The organism is Streptomyces sp. NPDC088350 (assembly GCF_044753545.1).
In the GTDB taxonomy this organism is placed as follows: domain Bacteria; phylum Actinomycetota; class Actinomycetes; order Streptomycetales; family Streptomycetaceae; genus Streptomyces.
Window position 1 is genome coordinate 669,966 of record NZ_JBIVNL010000004.1, and the last position, 18,222, is coordinate 688,187.

At 70.2% G+C, this 18,222-nt stretch carries 13 protein-coding genes; 5 read left to right on the forward strand and 8 right to left on the reverse strand.

The genetic code is table 11. From position 1 onward, the window contains the following. Positions 1-60: 60 nt before the first annotated feature. The 4 genes from ACIQBL_RS16935 to ACIQBL_RS16950 form a co-directional block, all read right to left on the reverse strand. Positions 61-1,500 carry an aldehyde dehydrogenase family protein gene (locus ACIQBL_RS16935; RefSeq protein WP_401942083.1) on the reverse strand — a complete coding sequence of 480 codons (1,440 nt, stop codon included), beginning with the start codon at positions 1,498-1,500 and terminating at the stop codon, positions 61-63. Positions 1,501-1,503: 3 nt separating this feature from the next. Continuing rightward, the gene (locus ACIQBL_RS16940; protein ID WP_401942086.1) at positions 1,504-2,352 is read right to left on the reverse strand and encodes a gamma-glutamyl-gamma-aminobutyrate hydrolase family protein; all 849 of its coding nucleotides are present in this window, start codon (positions 2,350-2,352) and stop codon (positions 1,504-1,506) included. A gap of 108 nt (positions 2,353-2,460) precedes the next feature. Next, positions 2,461-3,588, reverse strand: coding sequence for an alpha-hydroxy acid oxidase (locus tag ACIQBL_RS16945; protein WP_401942089.1), 1,128 nt, complete (start codon positions 3,586-3,588; stop codon positions 2,461-2,463). Positions 3,589-3,643: 55 nt separating this feature from the next. Further along, the gene (locus ACIQBL_RS16950; RefSeq protein ID WP_401942091.1) at positions 3,644-5,005 is read right to left on the reverse strand and encodes a glutamine synthetase family protein; all 1,362 of its coding nucleotides are present in this window, start codon (positions 5,003-5,005) and stop codon (positions 3,644-3,646) included. A gap of 484 nt (positions 5,006-5,489) precedes the next feature. On the opposite strand from ACIQBL_RS16950, the gene ACIQBL_RS16955 reads away from it, so the two are divergent. Both ACIQBL_RS16955 and ACIQBL_RS16960 read left to right on the forward strand, forming a co-directional pair. Beyond that, the gene (locus ACIQBL_RS16955; protein ID WP_401942094.1) at positions 5,490-7,043 is read left to right on the forward strand and encodes an APC family permease; all 1,554 of its coding nucleotides are present in this window, start codon (positions 5,490-5,492) and stop codon (positions 7,041-7,043) included. A 165-nt stretch (positions 7,044-7,208) separates the two neighbouring features. Next, positions 7,209-7,916, forward strand: a complete 708-nt coding sequence (locus tag ACIQBL_RS16960; protein WP_401942096.1) for a FadR/GntR family transcriptional regulator — start codon at positions 7,209-7,211, stop codon at positions 7,914-7,916. A gap of 172 nt (positions 7,917-8,088) precedes the next feature. On the opposite strand, the gene ACIQBL_RS16965 is transcribed toward ACIQBL_RS16960, so the two are convergent. The 4 genes from ACIQBL_RS16965 to ACIQBL_RS16980 all read right to left on the reverse strand — a co-directional run bounded on the left by ACIQBL_RS16965 (position 8,089) and on the right by ACIQBL_RS16980 (position 12,728). Continuing rightward, positions 8,089-9,519, reverse strand: coding sequence for an amino acid permease (locus ACIQBL_RS16965; RefSeq protein WP_401942097.1), 1,431 nt, complete (start codon positions 9,517-9,519; stop codon positions 8,089-8,091). Continuing rightward, positions 9,516-10,241, reverse strand: coding sequence for a gamma-glutamyl-gamma-aminobutyrate hydrolase family protein (locus ACIQBL_RS16970; protein WP_401942100.1), 726 nt, complete (start codon positions 10,239-10,241; stop codon positions 9,516-9,518). Before ACIQBL_RS16970 ends, ACIQBL_RS16965 begins: the two co-directional genes overlap by 4 nt. A gap of 223 nt (positions 10,242-10,464) precedes the next feature. Beyond that, entirely contained in the window at positions 10,465-11,220 is a 756-nt protein-coding gene (locus ACIQBL_RS16975) for an IclR family transcriptional regulator (RefSeq protein ID WP_401942103.1), read from the reverse strand. Next, positions 11,217-12,728, reverse strand: a complete 1,512-nt coding sequence (locus ACIQBL_RS16980) for an APC family permease (RefSeq protein ID WP_401942106.1) — start codon at positions 12,726-12,728, stop codon at positions 11,217-11,219. The genes ACIQBL_RS16975 and ACIQBL_RS16980 overlap by 4 nt, the downstream gene beginning before the upstream one ends. A gap of 309 nt (positions 12,729-13,037) precedes the next feature. Between ACIQBL_RS16980 and ACIQBL_RS16985 the strand changes: the two genes are divergently transcribed. The 3 genes from ACIQBL_RS16985 to ACIQBL_RS16995 all read left to right on the forward strand — a co-directional run bounded on the left by ACIQBL_RS16985 (position 13,038) and on the right by ACIQBL_RS16995 (position 18,137). After that, a complete protein-coding gene (locus tag ACIQBL_RS16985; protein ID WP_401942107.1) occupies positions 13,038-14,489 on the forward strand; it encodes an APC family permease in 1,452 nt (483 codons plus the stop codon). Continuing rightward, complete coding sequence (locus ACIQBL_RS16990; RefSeq protein ID WP_401942110.1) at positions 14,486-16,381, forward strand: primary-amine oxidase; 1,896 nt, start codon at positions 14,486-14,488, stop codon at positions 16,379-16,381. The genes ACIQBL_RS16985 and ACIQBL_RS16990 overlap by 4 nt, the downstream gene beginning before the upstream one ends. Positions 16,382-16,631: 250 nt before the next feature. Continuing rightward, a complete protein-coding gene (locus tag ACIQBL_RS16995; protein ID WP_401942112.1) occupies positions 16,632-18,137 on the forward strand; it encodes an aldehyde dehydrogenase family protein in 1,506 nt (501 codons plus the stop codon). Positions 18,138-18,222: the final 85 nt, after the last annotated feature.

Consider the following 18,222-nt stretch of genomic DNA (forward strand, 5'->3'; position numbering starts at 1 on the left):
ACGAGGTGACCTACGAGCCGGTCGTGGGTCACCTCGCGGGGCGGGCGCAGGTCTACGCCTTCACAGCGGCAGACCAGGGCGGTCCGTACCGACGATCTGCTTGCCCGTGAAGAAGCCGAGCAGGTCCCGGTCGCCGTGGCCGCCGAAGCCGCCGTCCCCGAAGAAGCTCTGCACCGATCCCTCGGACATGTCCAGCACGCTCGAACCGTTGATCTTGACCTCGCCCGCCACCAGACGGGCTCCGAGTGCGATTCCCGCATCGATGTCGGCCGTCATCACATAGGCGGCCAGTCCCACCTGGCCCGCGTTCGCCAGTGCCACCGCCTGGTCCTCGGTGTCGTACGGCTGCACGCTGAGCAGTGGCCCGAACATCTCGCCGACGGCGTCGAGCCCCTCGCCGTAGGCGATGGTCGGACTGAAGAACCAGCCCTTGTCCGGCACGTCGTCGACCCGCAGGAGGCGGGCGCCCGATGCGGCGAACTGCCGTACCTGGCCCTCGAGTTCGGTTCGCCTGGCCTCGAAGGCGACGGGTCCGACCCGGGTCGCGGCATCGAGGCTGGAGCCCACACGCCACCGGCCGACCTCGGCGAACAGGGCGGAGACCAGGTCGGGCAGCAGCGCACGGGCGACCAGTACACGCCGGGGCGCCTCACACCACTGCCCCGACAGCTTCAGCGAGCCGGAGACGATGACGCTCGCGGCTTCCACCACATCCGCGTCGCCCCGCACGACGACGGGGTTGTTCGATCCCAGCTCCAGCTGGAGCCTGGTGAAGCGGGGTGCCGCGACGGCCGCGATGGCCCGCCCGGTCGGCGTCGAGCCGGTCATGGAGATCGCCCGGACACGGGAGTCGGACACCACCGCCGTACCGACGTCTCCCCCGCCCAGCACCATGTTCACGACACCGGCCGGCAGACCCGCCTCGTGCGCCGCCCGCACCACCAGCTCGGCGCTCCACGGTGACGCGGGTGACGGCTTGAGGACCACGGGGGCGCCTGCCGCCAGTGCGTAGGCCAGCTTCTTGACCGCCATCGCGGACGGCGCGTTCCACGGCACGATCAGCGCCGTCGGACCCCACGGGACATGGCGGACCGTCACCGGCCGCTGATCGGAGGACACCGAGTACGTGTCTCCCCGCTCGCGGAGCAGCCGCACCGCCTCACGGACGGTTCCGCTGTTCGACGAACCGAAGAGTGCGGTGACGCTGATGGGAACACCGCTGTTCAGGGCGTCGAGACGAGCGATCTCCTGCCCTTGGCCGTCCAACCGGTCCGCCCAGGAGAGAAGAACCTTGGCGCGGCCCTCCGGCCCGAGAGCCAGCCAGTCTCCGTCGCGGTGCGCGCGCTCGGCTGCGGCGAGGGCGCGCTCGACCTGGTCGGCCGAACTGGCCAGGTTCGGGGCCAGGACTTCTTCGGTGTTGGGATCGAACAGGTCGCCCGCGGGAACAGGGGATTTCTCGGGTGCGCCGTCGACCCAGGTGAACAGTTCAGGAAATTCCATGGCTCAGATCCGATCGAGATAGCGCTCTGGATTACGTTCGGCGTCCTTCGACGGGGAGACGTCCCCGGCCAGGAATCGCGGCGCCGTCGCGGTGACGACACGAGTTCTCACCCGCTCGTCGGGCAGGCGGTCGCTGTCCTGTGCGGCGGAGACCAGCCAGTGGAAGGCCGGGTCGCCGCCGAACACCTCGGGATGCCACTGGACTCCGAGGAACCGGCCCGCCGCCGCCTCGATCGCCTCCACGACGCCGTCATCGGCCCGTCCGGTGACGGTGACCCCCTCGCCCGGCCTGGCGACGGACTGGTGGTGGAAGGAGTTCACCATCGTCTCCGCGCCGTAGAGGGCGTGCGCGATGGTCCCGGGCTCGAACGAGACACGGTGCACGCGGTCGGTCCGGTGGTAGGCGGCCAGTCCGTGGGACTCCCCCTGGCCCGCCGGCAGGTCGGCGACGAGCGAGCCGCCGAGGGCGACGTTGATCAGCTGACTGCCACGGCAGATGCCGAGCACGGGAATGCCCTGATCGAGGGCCGCTCGCAACAGCCCGGACTCGAAGGCGTCGCGTGCCCGGTCGATGCGTGACGTCTTCGGCCCGGCGACCTCGCCGTAGAGCCGCGGATCGACGTCCTCCCCGCCGGAGATCACGATGCCGTCCAGACTCTTGACCAGGCGGCTCGGCGGAGCGTCCATCGGCAGGTGTACCGGCACACCACCGGCGTCCAGGACCGACCTGGCGTAGTCGCTCACATAGATGTCGAGAGCGGTGTCGAAGAAGGGCTCGGGAAATCCGAGCATGTGTCCCGCACCGCGACGGCCGGTCAGGCCGATGAGGGGGGCTGAATCGAAGTTCGCCATCAGGCGTGCGTCCTCATGTCCGGGAGGGCTTCCCAACCGTGCTCGTCGACGGTTGTCCGTGGTCCAGGTTCTGTCGTCAGCGCGCAACGCCGTGCGCGCCGTACCGGGTCAGGAGCCCGACCTGGTCACAGCGTCGGGACCGAGGTCGGTGATCGAGCCCCGGCCCAGCAGCGTGAGCGTCGAGATCATCTCCTCCCGCAGGAGCCACAGCGCGTGTTCGACGCCGGCCTGTCCGCCGGCGGCGAGGGCCGCCGCGACAGGACGTCCGAGGAACACGGCCCTGGCCCCGAGAGCGACGGCCTTGACGATGTCGTTTCCCTGTCGTATCCCGCTGTCCAGGAGGATCTCGGCCCGTCCGCCCACCGCGGCCACGACCTCGGGAAGCTGCGCCAGCGCGGGGGGCGCGCTGTCCAGCTGGCGCCCGCCGTGGTTCGACACGACGAGCGCCGACGCGCCTGCGCCCACCGCCGCCTGCGCGTCCTCACCGTTCAGGATGCCCTTGGCGATCCAGGGCAGGGACGTGTGCGACATCTCCGCGGCGAGTTCGTCCCAGCTCCAGACCGGTGCGGTCCGGGAGAAGAGCTGCCCGAACACCTCACCGAGTTCGCGGGGGCCCCACCACGCCGGATAGTTGCCGCCGAAGACTTCCCGCTGCACGTCGAACTTGTTGCGGAGGTTCCGTTCGCGCCAGCCGGCCGTCGGGCAGTCCACGGTCACACAGATCGCCGAGTATCCGGCTGCCTCGATCCGCTTGAGCATGCGCCGGAAGCCCGCGGGATCCCCCATCGGGTGGAGCTGGCAGATGCGTGCCGCAGCGGGCGAGGCACTCGCCACATCCTCCATGGAGAACGTGCCGGCCTCGGGGACGACGCTGATGACGCCATGGACCTCGTTCGCCTGGGCGACCGCCTTGTGGCCCTCGGGAGCGAACATGCCGTCGGCGCCGAACGGCGCGGTCAGGACGGGCAGGGCGAGCGGTATCCCCAGGACGGTCGTGGAGGTCTCCGGCGACGGCAGACCGCTCATGACCCTCGGCCGGAACTGCCAGCGGGTGAACTCGGCCCGGTTGGCGCGCAGCGTGATCTCGCTGCCCGCGCCGCCCTCGAGGTAGTCCCATGCTCCGGGTTCGAGGTTCTCCTTGGCCTTGGAGAACGCTTCCTCGATGGTCGCGAACGGGGGTTCGACGTCTGGAGAGATGGTCGACGAACTCGACTCGTTGGTCACGTCCTGCTCCATTCGGTGATCGTGGTGAGGCAGTGCTGTGGGCGCGGTACCCGGCCGGGATTCGTCATCAGACGATCTCGAAGTAGCGCTGGATCTCCCAGCGTGGGATGTGCGCCGCCGCGAGGGCGGCGTACGTCTGGACCTCGTGGTCCCGGCTCTGCGCGTAGAGCTCGACCACCTCGTCCCCGAGCCAGTCGCGGGCCAGTTCGGACTTTCGCAGCAGGACCGCCGCCGTGGCGAGGTCCTGCGGCAGCTCCCGGCCCGGCACCGGAGTGCCCGGTTCGATCAGCTCTTCGGACGTGAGGATGCCGTCGACCCCGCCCGCGAGGCACGCGGCGATCGCGAGGTACGGATGGAAGTCGCTGCCACCACGCCTGTTCTCGAAACGGGCCGAGTCCTCCGAGAGAGTGATCGCGCGGAGGGCGGTCGTCCGGTTGTCCCAGCCCCAGTCGAGAGTGACGGGCGCGAAGAAACCGGGAACGTAGCGACGGTAGGAGTTCGGCCAGGGCGCGAAGAACGCCGTGCACTCGTGCGAGGCGCGGAGGGCGCCGGCCGCATAGTGGCGTCCCGCCTCGCTGAGCGTGTCTGACGCGCCGCCCCAGAACACGTTCCTGCCGTCTTTCCACAGGCTCTGGTGCAGGTGGCCGGAGGTTCCCTGCTCGGCCAGGTTCACCTTGGCCATAAACGACACGAAGAAGCCGTGCCGCTGCGCGACCTGCCGGAGCAGGACCTTGAAGCGCGTGGCCATGTCCGCCGCCTGGAGCGCCGGGGCCGGAGCCAGCGCCGCCTCGATGTGGTGGGTGCCCACCTCGGTCATCATCATCTCGATCGGGATGCCGTAGGCACGCGCCGAGTCGTCCAGGTCTGTCGCGAACTCGCCGAAGTCGGCCCATCGCGTCAGGCTGTAACACTGGTTGCTGCGCGAGATGCGGGTCATGCCGGGCACGTCGCCGGCTCGTCGCGCCCGGTCGGAGTCGGGGTCGTCCCGGAAGATCGTGAACTCGAACTCCACGCCGAAGACGCCTTCGTAGCCGTGTGACGCCGCCCGGTCGACGACGTTGCGAAGAACGCTGCGCGGGTGCATCGGATGCCGTTGTCCGGACTTGGTCTCGCCGTCGGCCAGAACGGCGACCACGCCGGGTTCGCCGGGCATCGCGCGCGCCGTCGACCAGTCGGGGGCCAGCAGCATGTCGCCGTTTCCGGCCTCCTCCGCACTGAGGGCGGTGTCGAAGAGATCGTCGTCCACGGTCGCGGCCAGGTACACCTCCGTGATGGGGATGCTCTTCCCCGACCGCACCTTGTCGGCGGAGAGGTACTTCCCCCGCAGACCGCCGTTCAGGTCGGGAGTCTCGACTCGCACACGTGTCACGTCACCGAAGCGCTCCAGCTCCGACGGGGACTTCGACGCCGGACGGGCCTGGTCACTCATGATTGGCTCCCACTATCACTCTTGGCTGACAACTCATCTGTCTTCGCGGCACAAGCACATGCGGCGATCGGCCACCGGAGGCCGGGGCCGCAGGCCCTCGGCCGTCACCGCACCCGGACGGCCGGAACGGGATGCCGCGAGCGACGGCCGGCAAAGGCCCATGGAATCGCGGTCCGCCCGCGCGGGGCCTAGGCGAGCCCGCCCGGACTCCGGGGAACCCCCGGGCCACTGTGCCCGGCGACGCCCACGCCCGCGGGCAGCAGGGTTGGAGCATTGGTCTGCACCGTAGAGCATTGAACCTGCCGGGACAATAGGCTTCGGCATGCGGTTTCGGTACTCGAAGACGATGACACGGAGCACCCCGCCTCCACCCTTGGATTTTGCGCCCAGGCCATGAGAAATGCCGCATGTTGCTTGACAGTGCTCCCTGCTCACCGCCACCGTATGGCTCGCATAAAGGAACGCCCCCTCGGATACCGAGACGATGACGCTCGGCAGCAAGGTCGTTCCCAGGTTCCGCCGACTCCCTGTCGAGGGCGACGTCCCGGAAGCCGGCTCCGACAACCCAGGAGATCCAGTGAGTCAATCGTTGGGAAAGCCCACGTCAGCGCCGGTCGGAGCAGGCGCCGACCACAAACTCTCAGGTTCCATCGGTCTCGGCACGCTGACATTCATGGTGCTCGCGATGGCCGCGCCCCTGACGGTCGCGGCCCTGAGCACACCGATCGGCATCCTGGTCGGCAACGGCCCCGGGTACCCGGCCGCCTACATAGCCGCGACGGTGATCCTCGCCCTGTTCGCCGTGGGATTCGTGGCCATGACTCCACACGTCGGCGAGGCCGGCGCTTTCTACACCTACGTCACCCGAGGTCTGGGACGCGGGCTCGGGATCGGCACGGGATTCCTCGCCCTGGTCACCTACACCGCCAACATGTTCGGCATCCTCGGCTTCATCGGCCAGGCGATCAGCAACCTGCTGGTGCAGTACGGCCTCCCCGCCGGAAAATGGTGGGTGTGGGCGGCGGCGGTGATCGCGCTCGTCGGCTTCCTCGGCCATCGGCGGATCGACCTGTCCGGCAAGGTTCTCGGGTTGCTGCTCATCGCCGAGGTGGTCGTCGTTGTCGTCGTCGATGCCGCCGTCCTCGTCAAGGACGGTCCGGAGGGCTACTCGTCCGGCATCGTGCATGTCTCGGCCATGACCTCGGGCTCGCCGGCGCTCGCGCTCATGTTCGCCATCGGGGCATTCGTGGGCTTCGAGAGCACCGCCATCTACCGCGACGAGGTCCGTGACCCCCAGCGGACCATCCCGCGGGCGACGTATCTGGCGCTGGCCCTGATCGGCGGCTTCTACACCCTCACCGCCTGGCTGATGGTCACCGCGTGGGGTGACAACGGGGTCGTGGGCCGGGCGGCGAAGGATCCCAGCACGATGTTCATCGACACGGCGCAGAACTTCGCGGGCAAGGTCACCGCGGACGTAGTGGTCGTCCTGATCGTGACCAGCGCGCTCGCCTGCGTCCTCAGCCTGCACAACGTATTGGCGCGCTACTACTTCAACCTCGGTACCACCGGGGTGCTGCCCGCGAGGCTGGCACAGGTGCACCCCCGGCACGGGTCGCCCGGATTCGCCTCGAACACGCAGACCGTCATCAGCGCCGTGTTCGTCGCGATCTGCGTCGTGGCGGGGCTCGACCCCGTCGTGCAGGTGGCCACGTGGTTCGGTGGAATCATGGCGGTCGGGATCGTCCTTCTCATGCTGCTCACCTGTTGCGCGGTGCTCGTCTTCTTCCGACGCGACCGGGTCGGCACACGGCGGTGGAACACCCTGGTCGCTCCCGGTCTCGGCGCACTCGGTCTGGCCCTGGTCCTGGCGATCATGATCCGCAACCTGCCTGTCCTCATGGGCGGCTCCGACGTCCTCGGTGTCGTCGCGGGCGCCGCACTGGTGCTGGCCGTGCTCGGCGGCGTCGTACTGGCCCGTCTGCGGCCCCGAGCCGCGTCGCCGGCCACCGATCGGAGCGCGGAGAGCCGCGCGTAGTCCGGGCCACCCCGCCCGGCCGGCCCGACGTGAGAGCGGCCGCCATGGCGAGGGCCTTGCGTTTCCGGCCAGTACAGGGATGCGACTCGAATACGTGACGGAGTACGTCCGTACGCACCTCAGCAGCGTGGCCTGTGCGGCACGTCTGGTTCTAACCTCATACCTATGAATCGCAGGGTTACGGCCGTCACGTTGACGCAGAGCATCCAGGACCACCTCAAGGGCCGCATTCACGGAGGCACGCTGAGCCCAGGTGATCGTCTGCCCCCCGAGCGAGAGCTGGCTGCGAGCCTGGGCGTGGCACGGGTCAGTCTGCGGGAAGCCATCCGGCAGCTGGCGGCCGAGGGGTACGTCGAGGTGCGGCGCGGTCCGCACGGGGGAACGTTCATCACGTCGTTGCGGGAGCCGTTCGAGCAGTGGCGGGTGCAGGTGCGGGAGCGGGTCGACGAGATGGACGACATGATCGACTTCCGCGTCGCCGTCGAGTCGCACGTGGCGGCCCTGGCGGCTGTCCGACGCGCTGCCGACGATCTGTCCGCCATGAGCGACGCGATCGAGCGGCTCGCGCAGGCGACCGCGCTGGGGGCGTTCCGGCTGGCCGACTCGCAGTTCCACGACGCCGTGGCCAGGGCGTCACGCTCCACGCGGCTGGAGGCCGCCGTCCACCAGGCGCGGGGTGAGTTCTTCAGTCCCGCGCCGATGTTCGATCACACACTGGTCCTGGAGGACAACCGTCGGGAGCACCAGGCGGTCTACGAGGCCATCAAGGACGGGGATGACCAACGTGCCGCGGCCGCGATGCGCGCGCACATCGGGCACACCCGGGAGCAGCTGCACCTCTGGGCGTTCGAAGGCGACTCCACGTCCCGCTGACCATGGGGTGGCTTCGGAAGCGACTCCGGTTCTCGTTCCTGAAGCCAATTCCTCGTTCCTGAAGACAATCGGGGAATCGCCCGCCGGCGCACACCGGCCGTCGATCGCCGCTCGCCCTGCCTCGTGCGGGCGGAGAGCGTGATCGAAGCGCCCGGGGTGCACCGGGGCGCCATCAGGCCAGGGCGGTGTCCGGTTCCGCCACGACGGCCTCGGCCTCGTTGCGTGCCGGATGCAGACGGGCCCAGATCACGGCCGCGGCGACGAGGAGCAGCATCAGTACGAGTGCACCCAACATGTCGGTCCGCACGGCCGGCAGGGTGAGCATGAAGCCGAGCAGGGCGAGCATCGCCGCCAGAGTGAACCAACTCAGCGCGGGGAACAGCCACATGCCGGTGCCGGGAGCCGGCGGCCGCCCGTCGAGCCGGTCGCGCCGACCGAGCACGAGCTGGGTGACGACGATGGTCAGCCAGATCAGATAGACGGTGGCCCCCGCGACCCCGAGCAACCGGGAGAAGGCCGTGCTGGGGTGGAAGAACTGGAGCAGCAGCAGGAGAACGGCCAGCGAGACGGCGAGGAGGATGGCGTTGCGCGGGGTGCCGGTTCTGGAGATCCGGCCCAGGATGCGTGGCGCCGCGCTGTCGCGTGCCAGGGAGTACATGATGCGTGAGCTCACATACACCTGGGAGTTCATGGTGGAGATCATCGCCGCGAAGATCACCACGCTCAGCACGGTGGAGGCGTTGCTCAGGCCCAGATGCTGGAGAGTGGCCGCGAAGGGGCTCTCGCCGACCGCCGCGCTGTTCCAGGGCAGCAGCAGGACGACCACCAGCAGGGAGCCGAAGTAGAAGAGGCAGATCCGCCACAGGATGCTGCGTGTGCTGCGCCGGATGGCCTTGGCCGGGTCCGCCGCCTCGCCCGCGGCGATGGTGACGATCTCGGTGCCGGAGAAGGCGAACATCGCCCCCACGGACGCGGTCACGACTCCGCCGATTCCCTGGGGCAGGAAACCGCCGTGGCCCAGCAGATTGCTGGTGCCGGGCGCCTGCGTCCCGGGAACCAGCCCGCCGATGGCGATCAGGCCGACGGCGATGAAGGCCACGATCACCGCGACCTTCAGCCAGACCGCCCAGTACTCGACCTCCCCGTAGGCGCGCACCGAGGTGAGGTTGACGGCGGTGATGACCGCGATCAGCAGTACTCCGCCCAGCCACACCGGTATCACGGGGAGCCAGCTGTGCAGGATGGTTCCGGTGGCGATGCCTTCGATGGCCAGCCCCAGCGGCCAGCCGAGCCAGTACATCCAGCCGGTGGCGAACCCGGCCCAGCGGCCGAAGGCCAGCCGGGCGTAGACGGCGAACGCGCCCGAGTCGGGACGGGCCACCGCCATCTCGGCGAGCATCCGCATGACCAGGACGACCAGTACCGAGGTGAGGCCGTAGGAGATCAGGATGCCGGGCCCGGCCTGCTGGATGCCGACGCCGGAACCGACGAACAGTCCCGCGCCCACCGCACCGCCGATGCTGATCATCGTCATATGACGGCCCTGAAGGGATCTCACCAGTTGTCGCCCGGCGACCGCCTGGGTGCTGTGTTCGGTGTTCATGCGCGGTTCGCCTCCTTCGTGAGCGCCGTGAAGAGCGGGAGGCGCAGTGCGGCGTCCGCGTTCTCGAGTTCCGGGTGCCACTGCACACCGAGGAGCCAGCTCTCCGTGCCGGAGGCTTCCACCGCTTCGACGCAGCCGTCCGCCGCACGGGCGGTCACCCGCAGATCGGTGCCGACCTCGTCCACGGCCTGGTGGTGCGCGGAGGCCACCGAGATCGTCCGCTGCCCGTCGTAGACCGCGGCGCACCGGCTGTCGGCTTCCAGTTCGACGTCGTGCCTGGCGATCTCGTCTCCCCCGAAGAACGGAAGGCTGTGGGTGACCGTCGTCGGGGGAAGATCGACGAAGAGGGTTCCACCGCGGGCCACGTTGAGCAGTTGCAGGCCCCGGCAGATGCCGAGCAGGGGGCGGCGAACGCGCAGGGCGTACTCGATGACGGCGAGATCCAGCCGGTCCTGCGCCGGGTTGACGTCGTAGACGGCGGGGTGGTCGGCCGGGCCGCCGTACAGGGCCGGGTCGACGTCGCTTCCACCCGGCACCAGGAACCCCTGACACGTGCTCAGCAGCACCTCGGTCTCCTCCGGCCGGCCCGGTTCCACCAGAACCGGCCGCGCCCCAGCCGTCCGCACGAGTTCCAGCACCACCTCGGAAGCCTTGTAGGCGGCCCGCACCCGAGGGTCGGCCGCGGCATCACCGCGATCGAGACGGACGGGGACCGCGATCAAGGGTGCACTCGATCCAGAACTGTTCATGTGGTTCCTCTCCGGCATGCCGAGCACGAAGTGGGAAGAGCGAGCGAGCAGAACGTCCGGCAGACCCACGGCCGGATACGGGCCGTGTCCCACCGCGACCCATCAGTGTTGGTACAAGGACCAGACCTAATACCTTTTAAGAAACCGCAGCCCTCCTGTGCTGTCAAGAGTGGAGGCGAACTCGGGGCGTGCCCGGTCAGGCAAGCAGCGGTGCGAGGCGCTCCGCGTGTTCCCGGACCACGGCGACCAGTTCGTCGTTCGGCTGAGCCACCCGGGCCGGTGGACCGGACAGCGCGAGCCCGGCGACCAGGGTGCCGGCGGCGGGATGGCGTATCGCCACGGCGAGGCAGCCGCGGTCCGCGCGGAGTTGGCCGCACTGGCGGGCCAGGCCGGTCTCGGCGACCTGTTTGAGCTCGGTGGTCAGCTCCGCGCCGTCGGTGATCGTGTACTGGGTGAACCGGCGCAGGTCGTGCGCGACGGCGTGCCAGTCGGGCTGGGCCGCGAGGAGGAGGTGGCCGAGCGCGGAGGCGTGCGGGAAGCGGCCGAGGAGGGCTTCGTCCGAGGGCGGGTGGTCGGGGTCCGGATCGATCATGACCAGGCGGTCGGTGGTGAAGGAGGCCAGGTGGACGCCCCACCGGATGACGTTGCGCAGGTGGTCCAGGACGGCGCGCGCGGCGAGCGGCAGGTGCGGCGGGACCGGGACGCACAGCCGGGCGGCGCGGCGGCCCAGCGCGAAGCCGCCCAGGCCGGGCAGGCGGACCAGGTACTCCTCGGCGACCAGGAGGTTGAGCAGCCGGTACGTGGTGGCCGGCGGCAGTCCGAGCGCGGCCGAGATCTCCTTCGCGGTCACTCCGGGGCCGGCGGCGATCACCTCCTCCAGCACGGCGAAGGCGCTGCGGATCGCCCTGGGCTGGCGTCCCGGCAGCGAGGCCGGTTCGAGCGGAGGGCTCATGCCGCCTCCCGGGGTGCCACCGGAGCGCCCAGCAGGTCGGCGGCGCGGGTCTCGTCGTAGATCCCGACCGCCGCGAGTTCGCGGGGGCGGCGCCTGCGCAGTACGGCGAACCACAGCGCCCCGAGGACCAGGGCAGCGCCGATCGCCCACAGGGCGTGCGCCGACTGGGCGGCCAGGAAGGCACCCAGGACCGTGAGGAGGGCCGGGGCGCAGATCACGGTGACCGCGACGGGCCAGGCGGTGAGTTCGCCGATGCGGTGCAGGAAGACGGGCGCGGCCACACAGACCAGCAGGTACGCCACCAGGTAGCCGAAGGTGGCGGTGTTCAGGAGCAGCATCAGCACCCTGTCCGTGCCCAGGCCCGCGAGGCGCAGCGCCACCGGGACGGCGACGGTGAGCGGCACGGCGACGGCGATCGCCACGTGGGGGGTGCGGTAGCGGGCGTGGGCCGCGCCCAGTCGGCGCGGGGCGATGCCCTCACGGCCCATCGAGAACAGCACCCGGACCAGGGCGGTCGAGCCGGCCAGGGCCGCCGCGAAGAAGGACAGCGCGACACCCGCCTCCAGGAGGGCCGACAGCCAGGGCAGGTGCTGGGCGTCGGCCAGGGCGCCGACCGGTTCCCGCTGTCCGGAGAGCCCACCGGGGAGGTCGGCGAGGCCGACTTGCTGGGAGTAGGCGGCGAGCAGGTAGAGCAGTCCGGCGACGGCCGCCGTGGAGCGGACCGCCCAGGGCACCGTGCGGTAGGGGTGCCGGGCCTCGACGCCGACCGCCGCCGCGGCCTCGAAGCCGATGAAGGCGCCCAGGGCGGGCAGCACCCCGGCCGCCGTCGTGCCGAGGTCGGGGGGCGGCAGCCCGAGCCGGTGCAGATGATGCGGGATGCCGTGGCGGATCAGCAGCGCCCCGAAGATGACCAGCATCAGCACGATGGACACGGCCTCGAACAGCAGCATCACACGCGCCGCGGGACGGATGCCACGGATCATGAGGACGGCCACCACGGCGGCCAGGACGAGCATGACGCCCACAGACACCACACCCGGCGCACCGAGCCCGGCGCGGGCGAGCAGCGCGGTCAGGTAGCCGGCCGCCCCGGTGAAGCCCGCCATGGTCAGGACGCCGTATCCGATGAGCAGCCCGCCGCCGCAGACGAACGCTCCGACGGGGCCGAGCCCCTGGGCAGTGAGGCTGTAGAGCGAGCCGGCGGCGGCCATGCGCCGGGTGAACTGTCCGATGCAGGACCCGATCAACAGGGCCAGAGCGGTCGCCACGGCGAAGGACCACACCGTGGAGCCCGCGGCCGTGGCGGCCACGATCGCCGGTGTGGCGGCCATCGCCGCGGCGGGCGCGGCACCGGCCACGGACTGGGCGAGAACCTGGAGCGGATCCAAACCGCGCCGTTCCAGGCCGTGCACGGGCGAACGGGTGGAGAGCCGGCTCGGCTCGGCCGTGGCCGCGGCGGCCAGGTTCGCGTAGCCGGGCGCGGCCGAAGCCGCCCTACGGTCGGGCATGGGTGGTCACGCTCCCCGCGGAACTCCTGGAACCGCCCCGCGAGCTGTTCGGCGGTTCTGCCGCAGCAACGTAACCCGCAGGAAGTGTCGGTGGAAGCCGCGCGCCTGTTACTGCCAGAAGTCATGAAGTGGGAATCACGGTCCGCGGATTCCCGGGTTGTGGGAATCCCTGCGGCTTCTGTTCCCGCGGCCCGCGACAGGGCCGGCCAGTGTTTCCGGGCCGGGAGAGCGCCCGTTGACCCCCGGATGACGGCGCGGCGAACGTCTGTCCGCGTCGGAGTTCTCCTCGACCGGATCCCGGGAGGGTACATGGACACGAGGGTCACGGACGGAAAACGGTCGCTCAGCGGCTCGCTCGGAGTCGGTTCGATCGTCTTCATGGTCGTCGCCGCGGCCGCCCCGCTCACCGTCATCGCCGGCGCCGTCCCGGTGGGCATCGCCCTCGGCGACGGCGCGGGCTTTCCCGCCACCTTCGTCATCTGCTGCGCGGTGCTGCTGCTGTTCGCCGTCGGCTTCTGCGCCATGAGCCGGCACGTGCCGGACGCGGGCGCCTTCTACACGTACGTCCAGCAGGGCCTGGGCCGGGTCACCGGTCTCGGCTCGGCGTTTCTCGCCCTGGCCACCTACACGGCCGTACAGCTCGCGGTGTACGGCTACTTCGGCGCCGCGGTGCAGGCGCTGATCGTGCACTACGGCGGGCCCGAACTGCCGTGGCCGGCGTACTCCTTCGCCGCGCTGGCCCTGGTGGGCGTGCTCGGCTACCGGCACATCGAGCTGTCGAGCAGGCTGCTCGGCGTGCTGCTGGTGTGCGAGGTCGCCATCGTGCTCGTCTTCGACCTGGTGGTGACCGCACGCGGCGGGCACTCCGGTCTCTCCACCGCGTTCCTGGAGCCGTCGGAGATCGCCTCGGGCTCGCCCGGCATCGGGATCATGTTCGCGATCGCCAGCTTCCTCGGCTTCGAGGCCACCGCCGTCTTCCGCGACGAGGCCCGCGACCCGGAGCGCACGGTGCCGCGCGCCACCTATCTCGCCCTGCTGCTGATCGGCGGCTTCTACACGCTGTCGTCGTGGGCGCTGGTGTCGGCCTGGGGCGACGACGAGGTCGTCAAGCAGGCGGGTGCCGACCCCGGCGGCATCCTGATCACCTCGATGACCCACCGGCTCGGGTCCGTCGGCGGCGATGTGGCCCAAGTCCTGCTGGTGACCAGCCTGTTCGCCGCACTGTTGTCCTTCCACAACGTGGTGGCGCGCTACGCCTTCTCCCTCGGCAACTCCTCCGCCCTGCCCGCCTCCTGGGGCCGCGCCCACACCCGGCACGGCTCCCCGCACCTGGCGTCCCTGGCCCAGAGCGCGTCCGCCCTGGTGCTGCTGGGCGTCTTCGTGGCGGCGGGCCTGGACCCGGTGACCCAGGTCTTCGCCTGGATGGCCGGGACCGCGACGCTGGGCGTGCTGGTTCTGATGGCGCTCACCTGTCTCGCGGTCGTCGTCTTCTTCCGCCGTACGAAGGCCGACACCCGCCCCTGGCACACCCTGGTGGCACCCGTGCTGGGCCTGGCCGGGCTGTGCGCCTGTCTGGCGCTCACCGTCACCAACTTCCCGCTGCTCATCGGCGGTTCCCACGGCCTCGCGCTGGCGATCGGGGCGGTCCTGGCCGCCTTCTTCGCCACGGGTGTCGTCCTCGCGCTGGCACGGCCCGACGCGGCGCGTGCCCTCTCCCGCCAGCCCCACCCGACCCAGTCACACATGGAGGAGCCGGTATGACCGCCCACCCCCTCGACCTGACCACGGAGGACGAACTCCGCACGGTGAAGGCCGTGTTGACGGACAACGGACTGCTCACCGAGTCGGTGCGCGTGGCCTTCTGCGGCCCGGAGGAGCCCGACAAGGCCGCCGTCCTCGCCCACGCCCCGGGCTCGGTGGTCGACCGTCGCTTCCGCGTCCTGCTGCTGGATCTGCCGACCGGTGAATCGCACGACGTGATCGTCTCCGCGTCCCGTTCCGAGATCGACAAGTCCGTCCGGATCGACCCCGCCGTCACCGGTCAACTCCCCATCACCGACACGGAGTTCGATCTGGTGGAGGAGATCGTCCTGGCGAGCGAGGCGTGGTGCGAGGCCCTCAAGCGGCGCGGTCTCGACCCGTCCACCGTCCGCACGGTCCCGCTGTCGGCGGGCGCCTACGACGACTGTCCGGTCGGCGAGGGCCGCCGGATCGTACGCGCCCTCGGTTTCCAGCAGTTGCACGAGAAGGACCACCCCTGGGCCCACCCGGTCGACGGTATGGTGGCCTACGTCGACCTCACCTCCCGCGAGGTCATCGAGGTCGTCGACCACCGCGAATTGCCGGTCCCGGCCGAGTCCGGCAACTTCGACGACCCCGAGGTCGCCGGCGAAGCGCGCACGACCCTCAAACCGATCGAGATCACCCAGCCACAGGGCCCCAGCTTCACCCTCGACGGCAGCCTGCTGACCTGGCAGAACTGGAGCCTGCGCATCGGCTTCAACGAGCGCGAGGGCCTGACACTCCATCAACTCGGCTTCGACGGCCGCCCGATCGTCTACCGGGCGTCGATCGCCGAGATGGTCGTCCCGTACGCCGACCCCTCCCCCGTACGCTACTGGCAGAACTACTTCGACGCCGGCGAGTACATGTTCGCCCGGTACACCAACTCCCTGGAGCTCGGCTGCGACTGCCTCGGCGAGATCACCTACCTGGACGCGGTGATCGCCGACGACTTCGGCGACCCGAAGACGATCCGCAACGCGATCTGCGTCCACGAGGAGGACTACGGCGTCCTGTGGAAGCACAGCGACATGTTCGCCGACTCCAACGAGACCCGCCGCCAGCGCCGCCTGGTCGTCTCCTTCTTCACCACCATCGGCAACTACGACTACGGCTTCTACTGGTACCTCTACCTCGACGGCACGATCCAGTGCGAGGCCAAGGCGACGGGGATCGTCTTCACCTCGGCGTATCCGGAGGAGGGGCACGAGTACGCCACCCAGATCGCCCCGGGGCTCGGCGCGCCCTTCCACCAGCATCTGTTCTCGGCCCGGCTGGACATGACGGTCGACGGCACCCACAACGCCGTGGAGGAGGTCGACGCGGTGCGGGTGCCGATGGGGCCGGGCAACCCGTACGGCAACGCGTTCGCCGAGCGGCGCACCCGGCTCGGGCAGGAGTCGCAGGCACGGCGCCTGGCGGACCAGGGACGGGCGCGGACCTGGCAGATCGTGAACCCGGAGAAGGTCAACCGCCTCGGCCGACCGGTGGGTTACGCCCTGCACCCCGAGGGTCGGCCGGTCCTGCTCGCCGACGACTCCTCGGTCATCCACGACCGGGCCGCCTTCGCGACCAAGCACCTGTGGGTGACGGCGTACGACCCGGACGAGCGCTATCCGGCCGGCGACTTCGTCAACCAGCACCCGGGCGGGGCGGGTCTGCCGGAGTGGACCGCCGCAGACCGCCCGCTGGACGGCGAGGACATCGTCCTGTGGCACACCTTCGGGCTGACCCACTTCCCCCGCCCCGAGGACTGGCCGGTCATGCCCGTCGACTATGCCGGATTCACGCTCAAGCCGGTCGGCTTCTTCGACCGCAACCCCACGCTGGACGTGCCCGCGTCGGCTGGCCGTCACTGCCACGGGGACTGAGGGTCCTGATGATGCTGCGCCGGTACAGGGGCGGTGGGGTGGGGTGGGTTCGTTGTCGGGTGCGGGTCCGGTGGGGGTTTCTCGCGCAGTTTCCCGTGCCCTTAAAGACAACGGCCCCTGCGGGCCGTTCAAAAAGCACGGGGCGCAGCCCCTGCCTTTCGGGGGTGCGGGGAACTGCGCGACCAGCCCCCACCGGACCCGCACTCACCGACGAACCCTCAGCCCACCACCCCGAGGAGAGGACACGCCCATGACCACGACCACGCAGGAATACGAACTCAGCACCGCCGTAAGGAGTTTCATCATCGGCGGACCCAAGAAGCTGCTGATCGACGGGCAGTGGGTGGAGGCGGCCGCGGGCGCTGTCTACGCCACCCACGACCCGGCCACCGGCGGCAAACTCACCGACGTGGCCCGCGGCACCGCCGAGGACGTGGACCGGGCCGTGGCCGCGGCCCGCCGCGCCTTCGACGAGGGGCCCTGGGGCAGGCTGACACCGTCCGAGCGAGGACGGCTCGTCTGGCGGATCGGCGACCGGCTGCTCGAACGGGCCGAGGACTTCGCCCAGTTGGAGGCGCTCGACAACGGCAAGTCCGCGGGTGTGGCGCAGGCGGTGGACGTCGCCTGGTCGGCGGACATCTTCCACTACTACGCGGGCTGGGCCACCAAGGTCGAAGGCCGGACCATTCCCGTGTCGGTGCCCTGGGTGCCGGGCGCCGAGTGGCACGCGTACACCCTGCGTGAGCCGGTCGGGGTCTGCGCTCAGATCATTCCCTGGAACTTCCCGCTGCTGATGGCCGCGTTCAAGGTGGCCCCCGCGCTGGCCACCGGCAACACCGTGATCCTCAAACCCGCCGAGCAGACCCCGCTGACCGCCCTGCTCCTGGGGGAGATCATCCAGGAACTGGACATCCCACCGGGGGTGTTCAACATCGTCACCGGCTTCGGTGAGGCGGGCGCCGCCCTCGCCGCCCACGACCATGTGGACAAGGTGGCGTTCACTGGTTCCACCGAGATCGGAAAGAAGATCGTCGACGCGGCGCGGGGCAACCTGAAGAAGGTCTCCCTGGAGCTGGGCGGCAAGAGCCCCAACATCGTCTTCGCCGACGCCGACCTGGACGCGGCGGTGGCCGGCTCGGCGAACGCCTGGCTGTTCAACCACGGCCAGTGCTGCGTGGCCGGTACCCGCCTCTTCGTCGAGGACAGCATCTTCGACGAGTTCACCCAGGCCGTCGCCGACTTCGCCGCCCAGGCGAAGCTGGGCCCCGGCCTCGACCCGACCGCCCAGGTCGGTCCACTGATCGACCAGGAACAGGTGGACCGCGTCACCGGCTACCTCCGCCAGGGCCTGGCCGACGGGGCCCGCGCGCTGACCGGCGGCGGACGGCACGGCGACACGGGGTTCTACGTGCAGCCGACCGTCCTGGTCGACGTCAAGCCCAAGTTCAGCGTCGTACGCGAGGAGATCTTCGGCCCGGTCGTCGTGGCCCAGCCCTTCTCCGCCGGCAACGGGGTGATCCCCCAGGCCAACGACACCGACTTCGGCCTCGCCGCCGGCGTCTGGACCCGCGACATCTCCAAGGCCCACCGCATCGCCCGCCGGCTCAAGGCCGGCACCGTCTGGGTCAACACGTACAACGCCTTCGACACGGCCCTTCCCTTCGGCGGCTACAAGCAGTCCGGCTGGGGCCGCGAGCTCGGCGAAGGCGCCATCGATCTCTACACCCAGGTCAAGGCGGTCAACGTCCAACTCTGAGACGAGTCGCGGTGCGGGCCCGTACGGCGGGTCCGCACATCGGTGACGCTGACACCACAGAGGACGCCACAGAGAAACCGCCGGT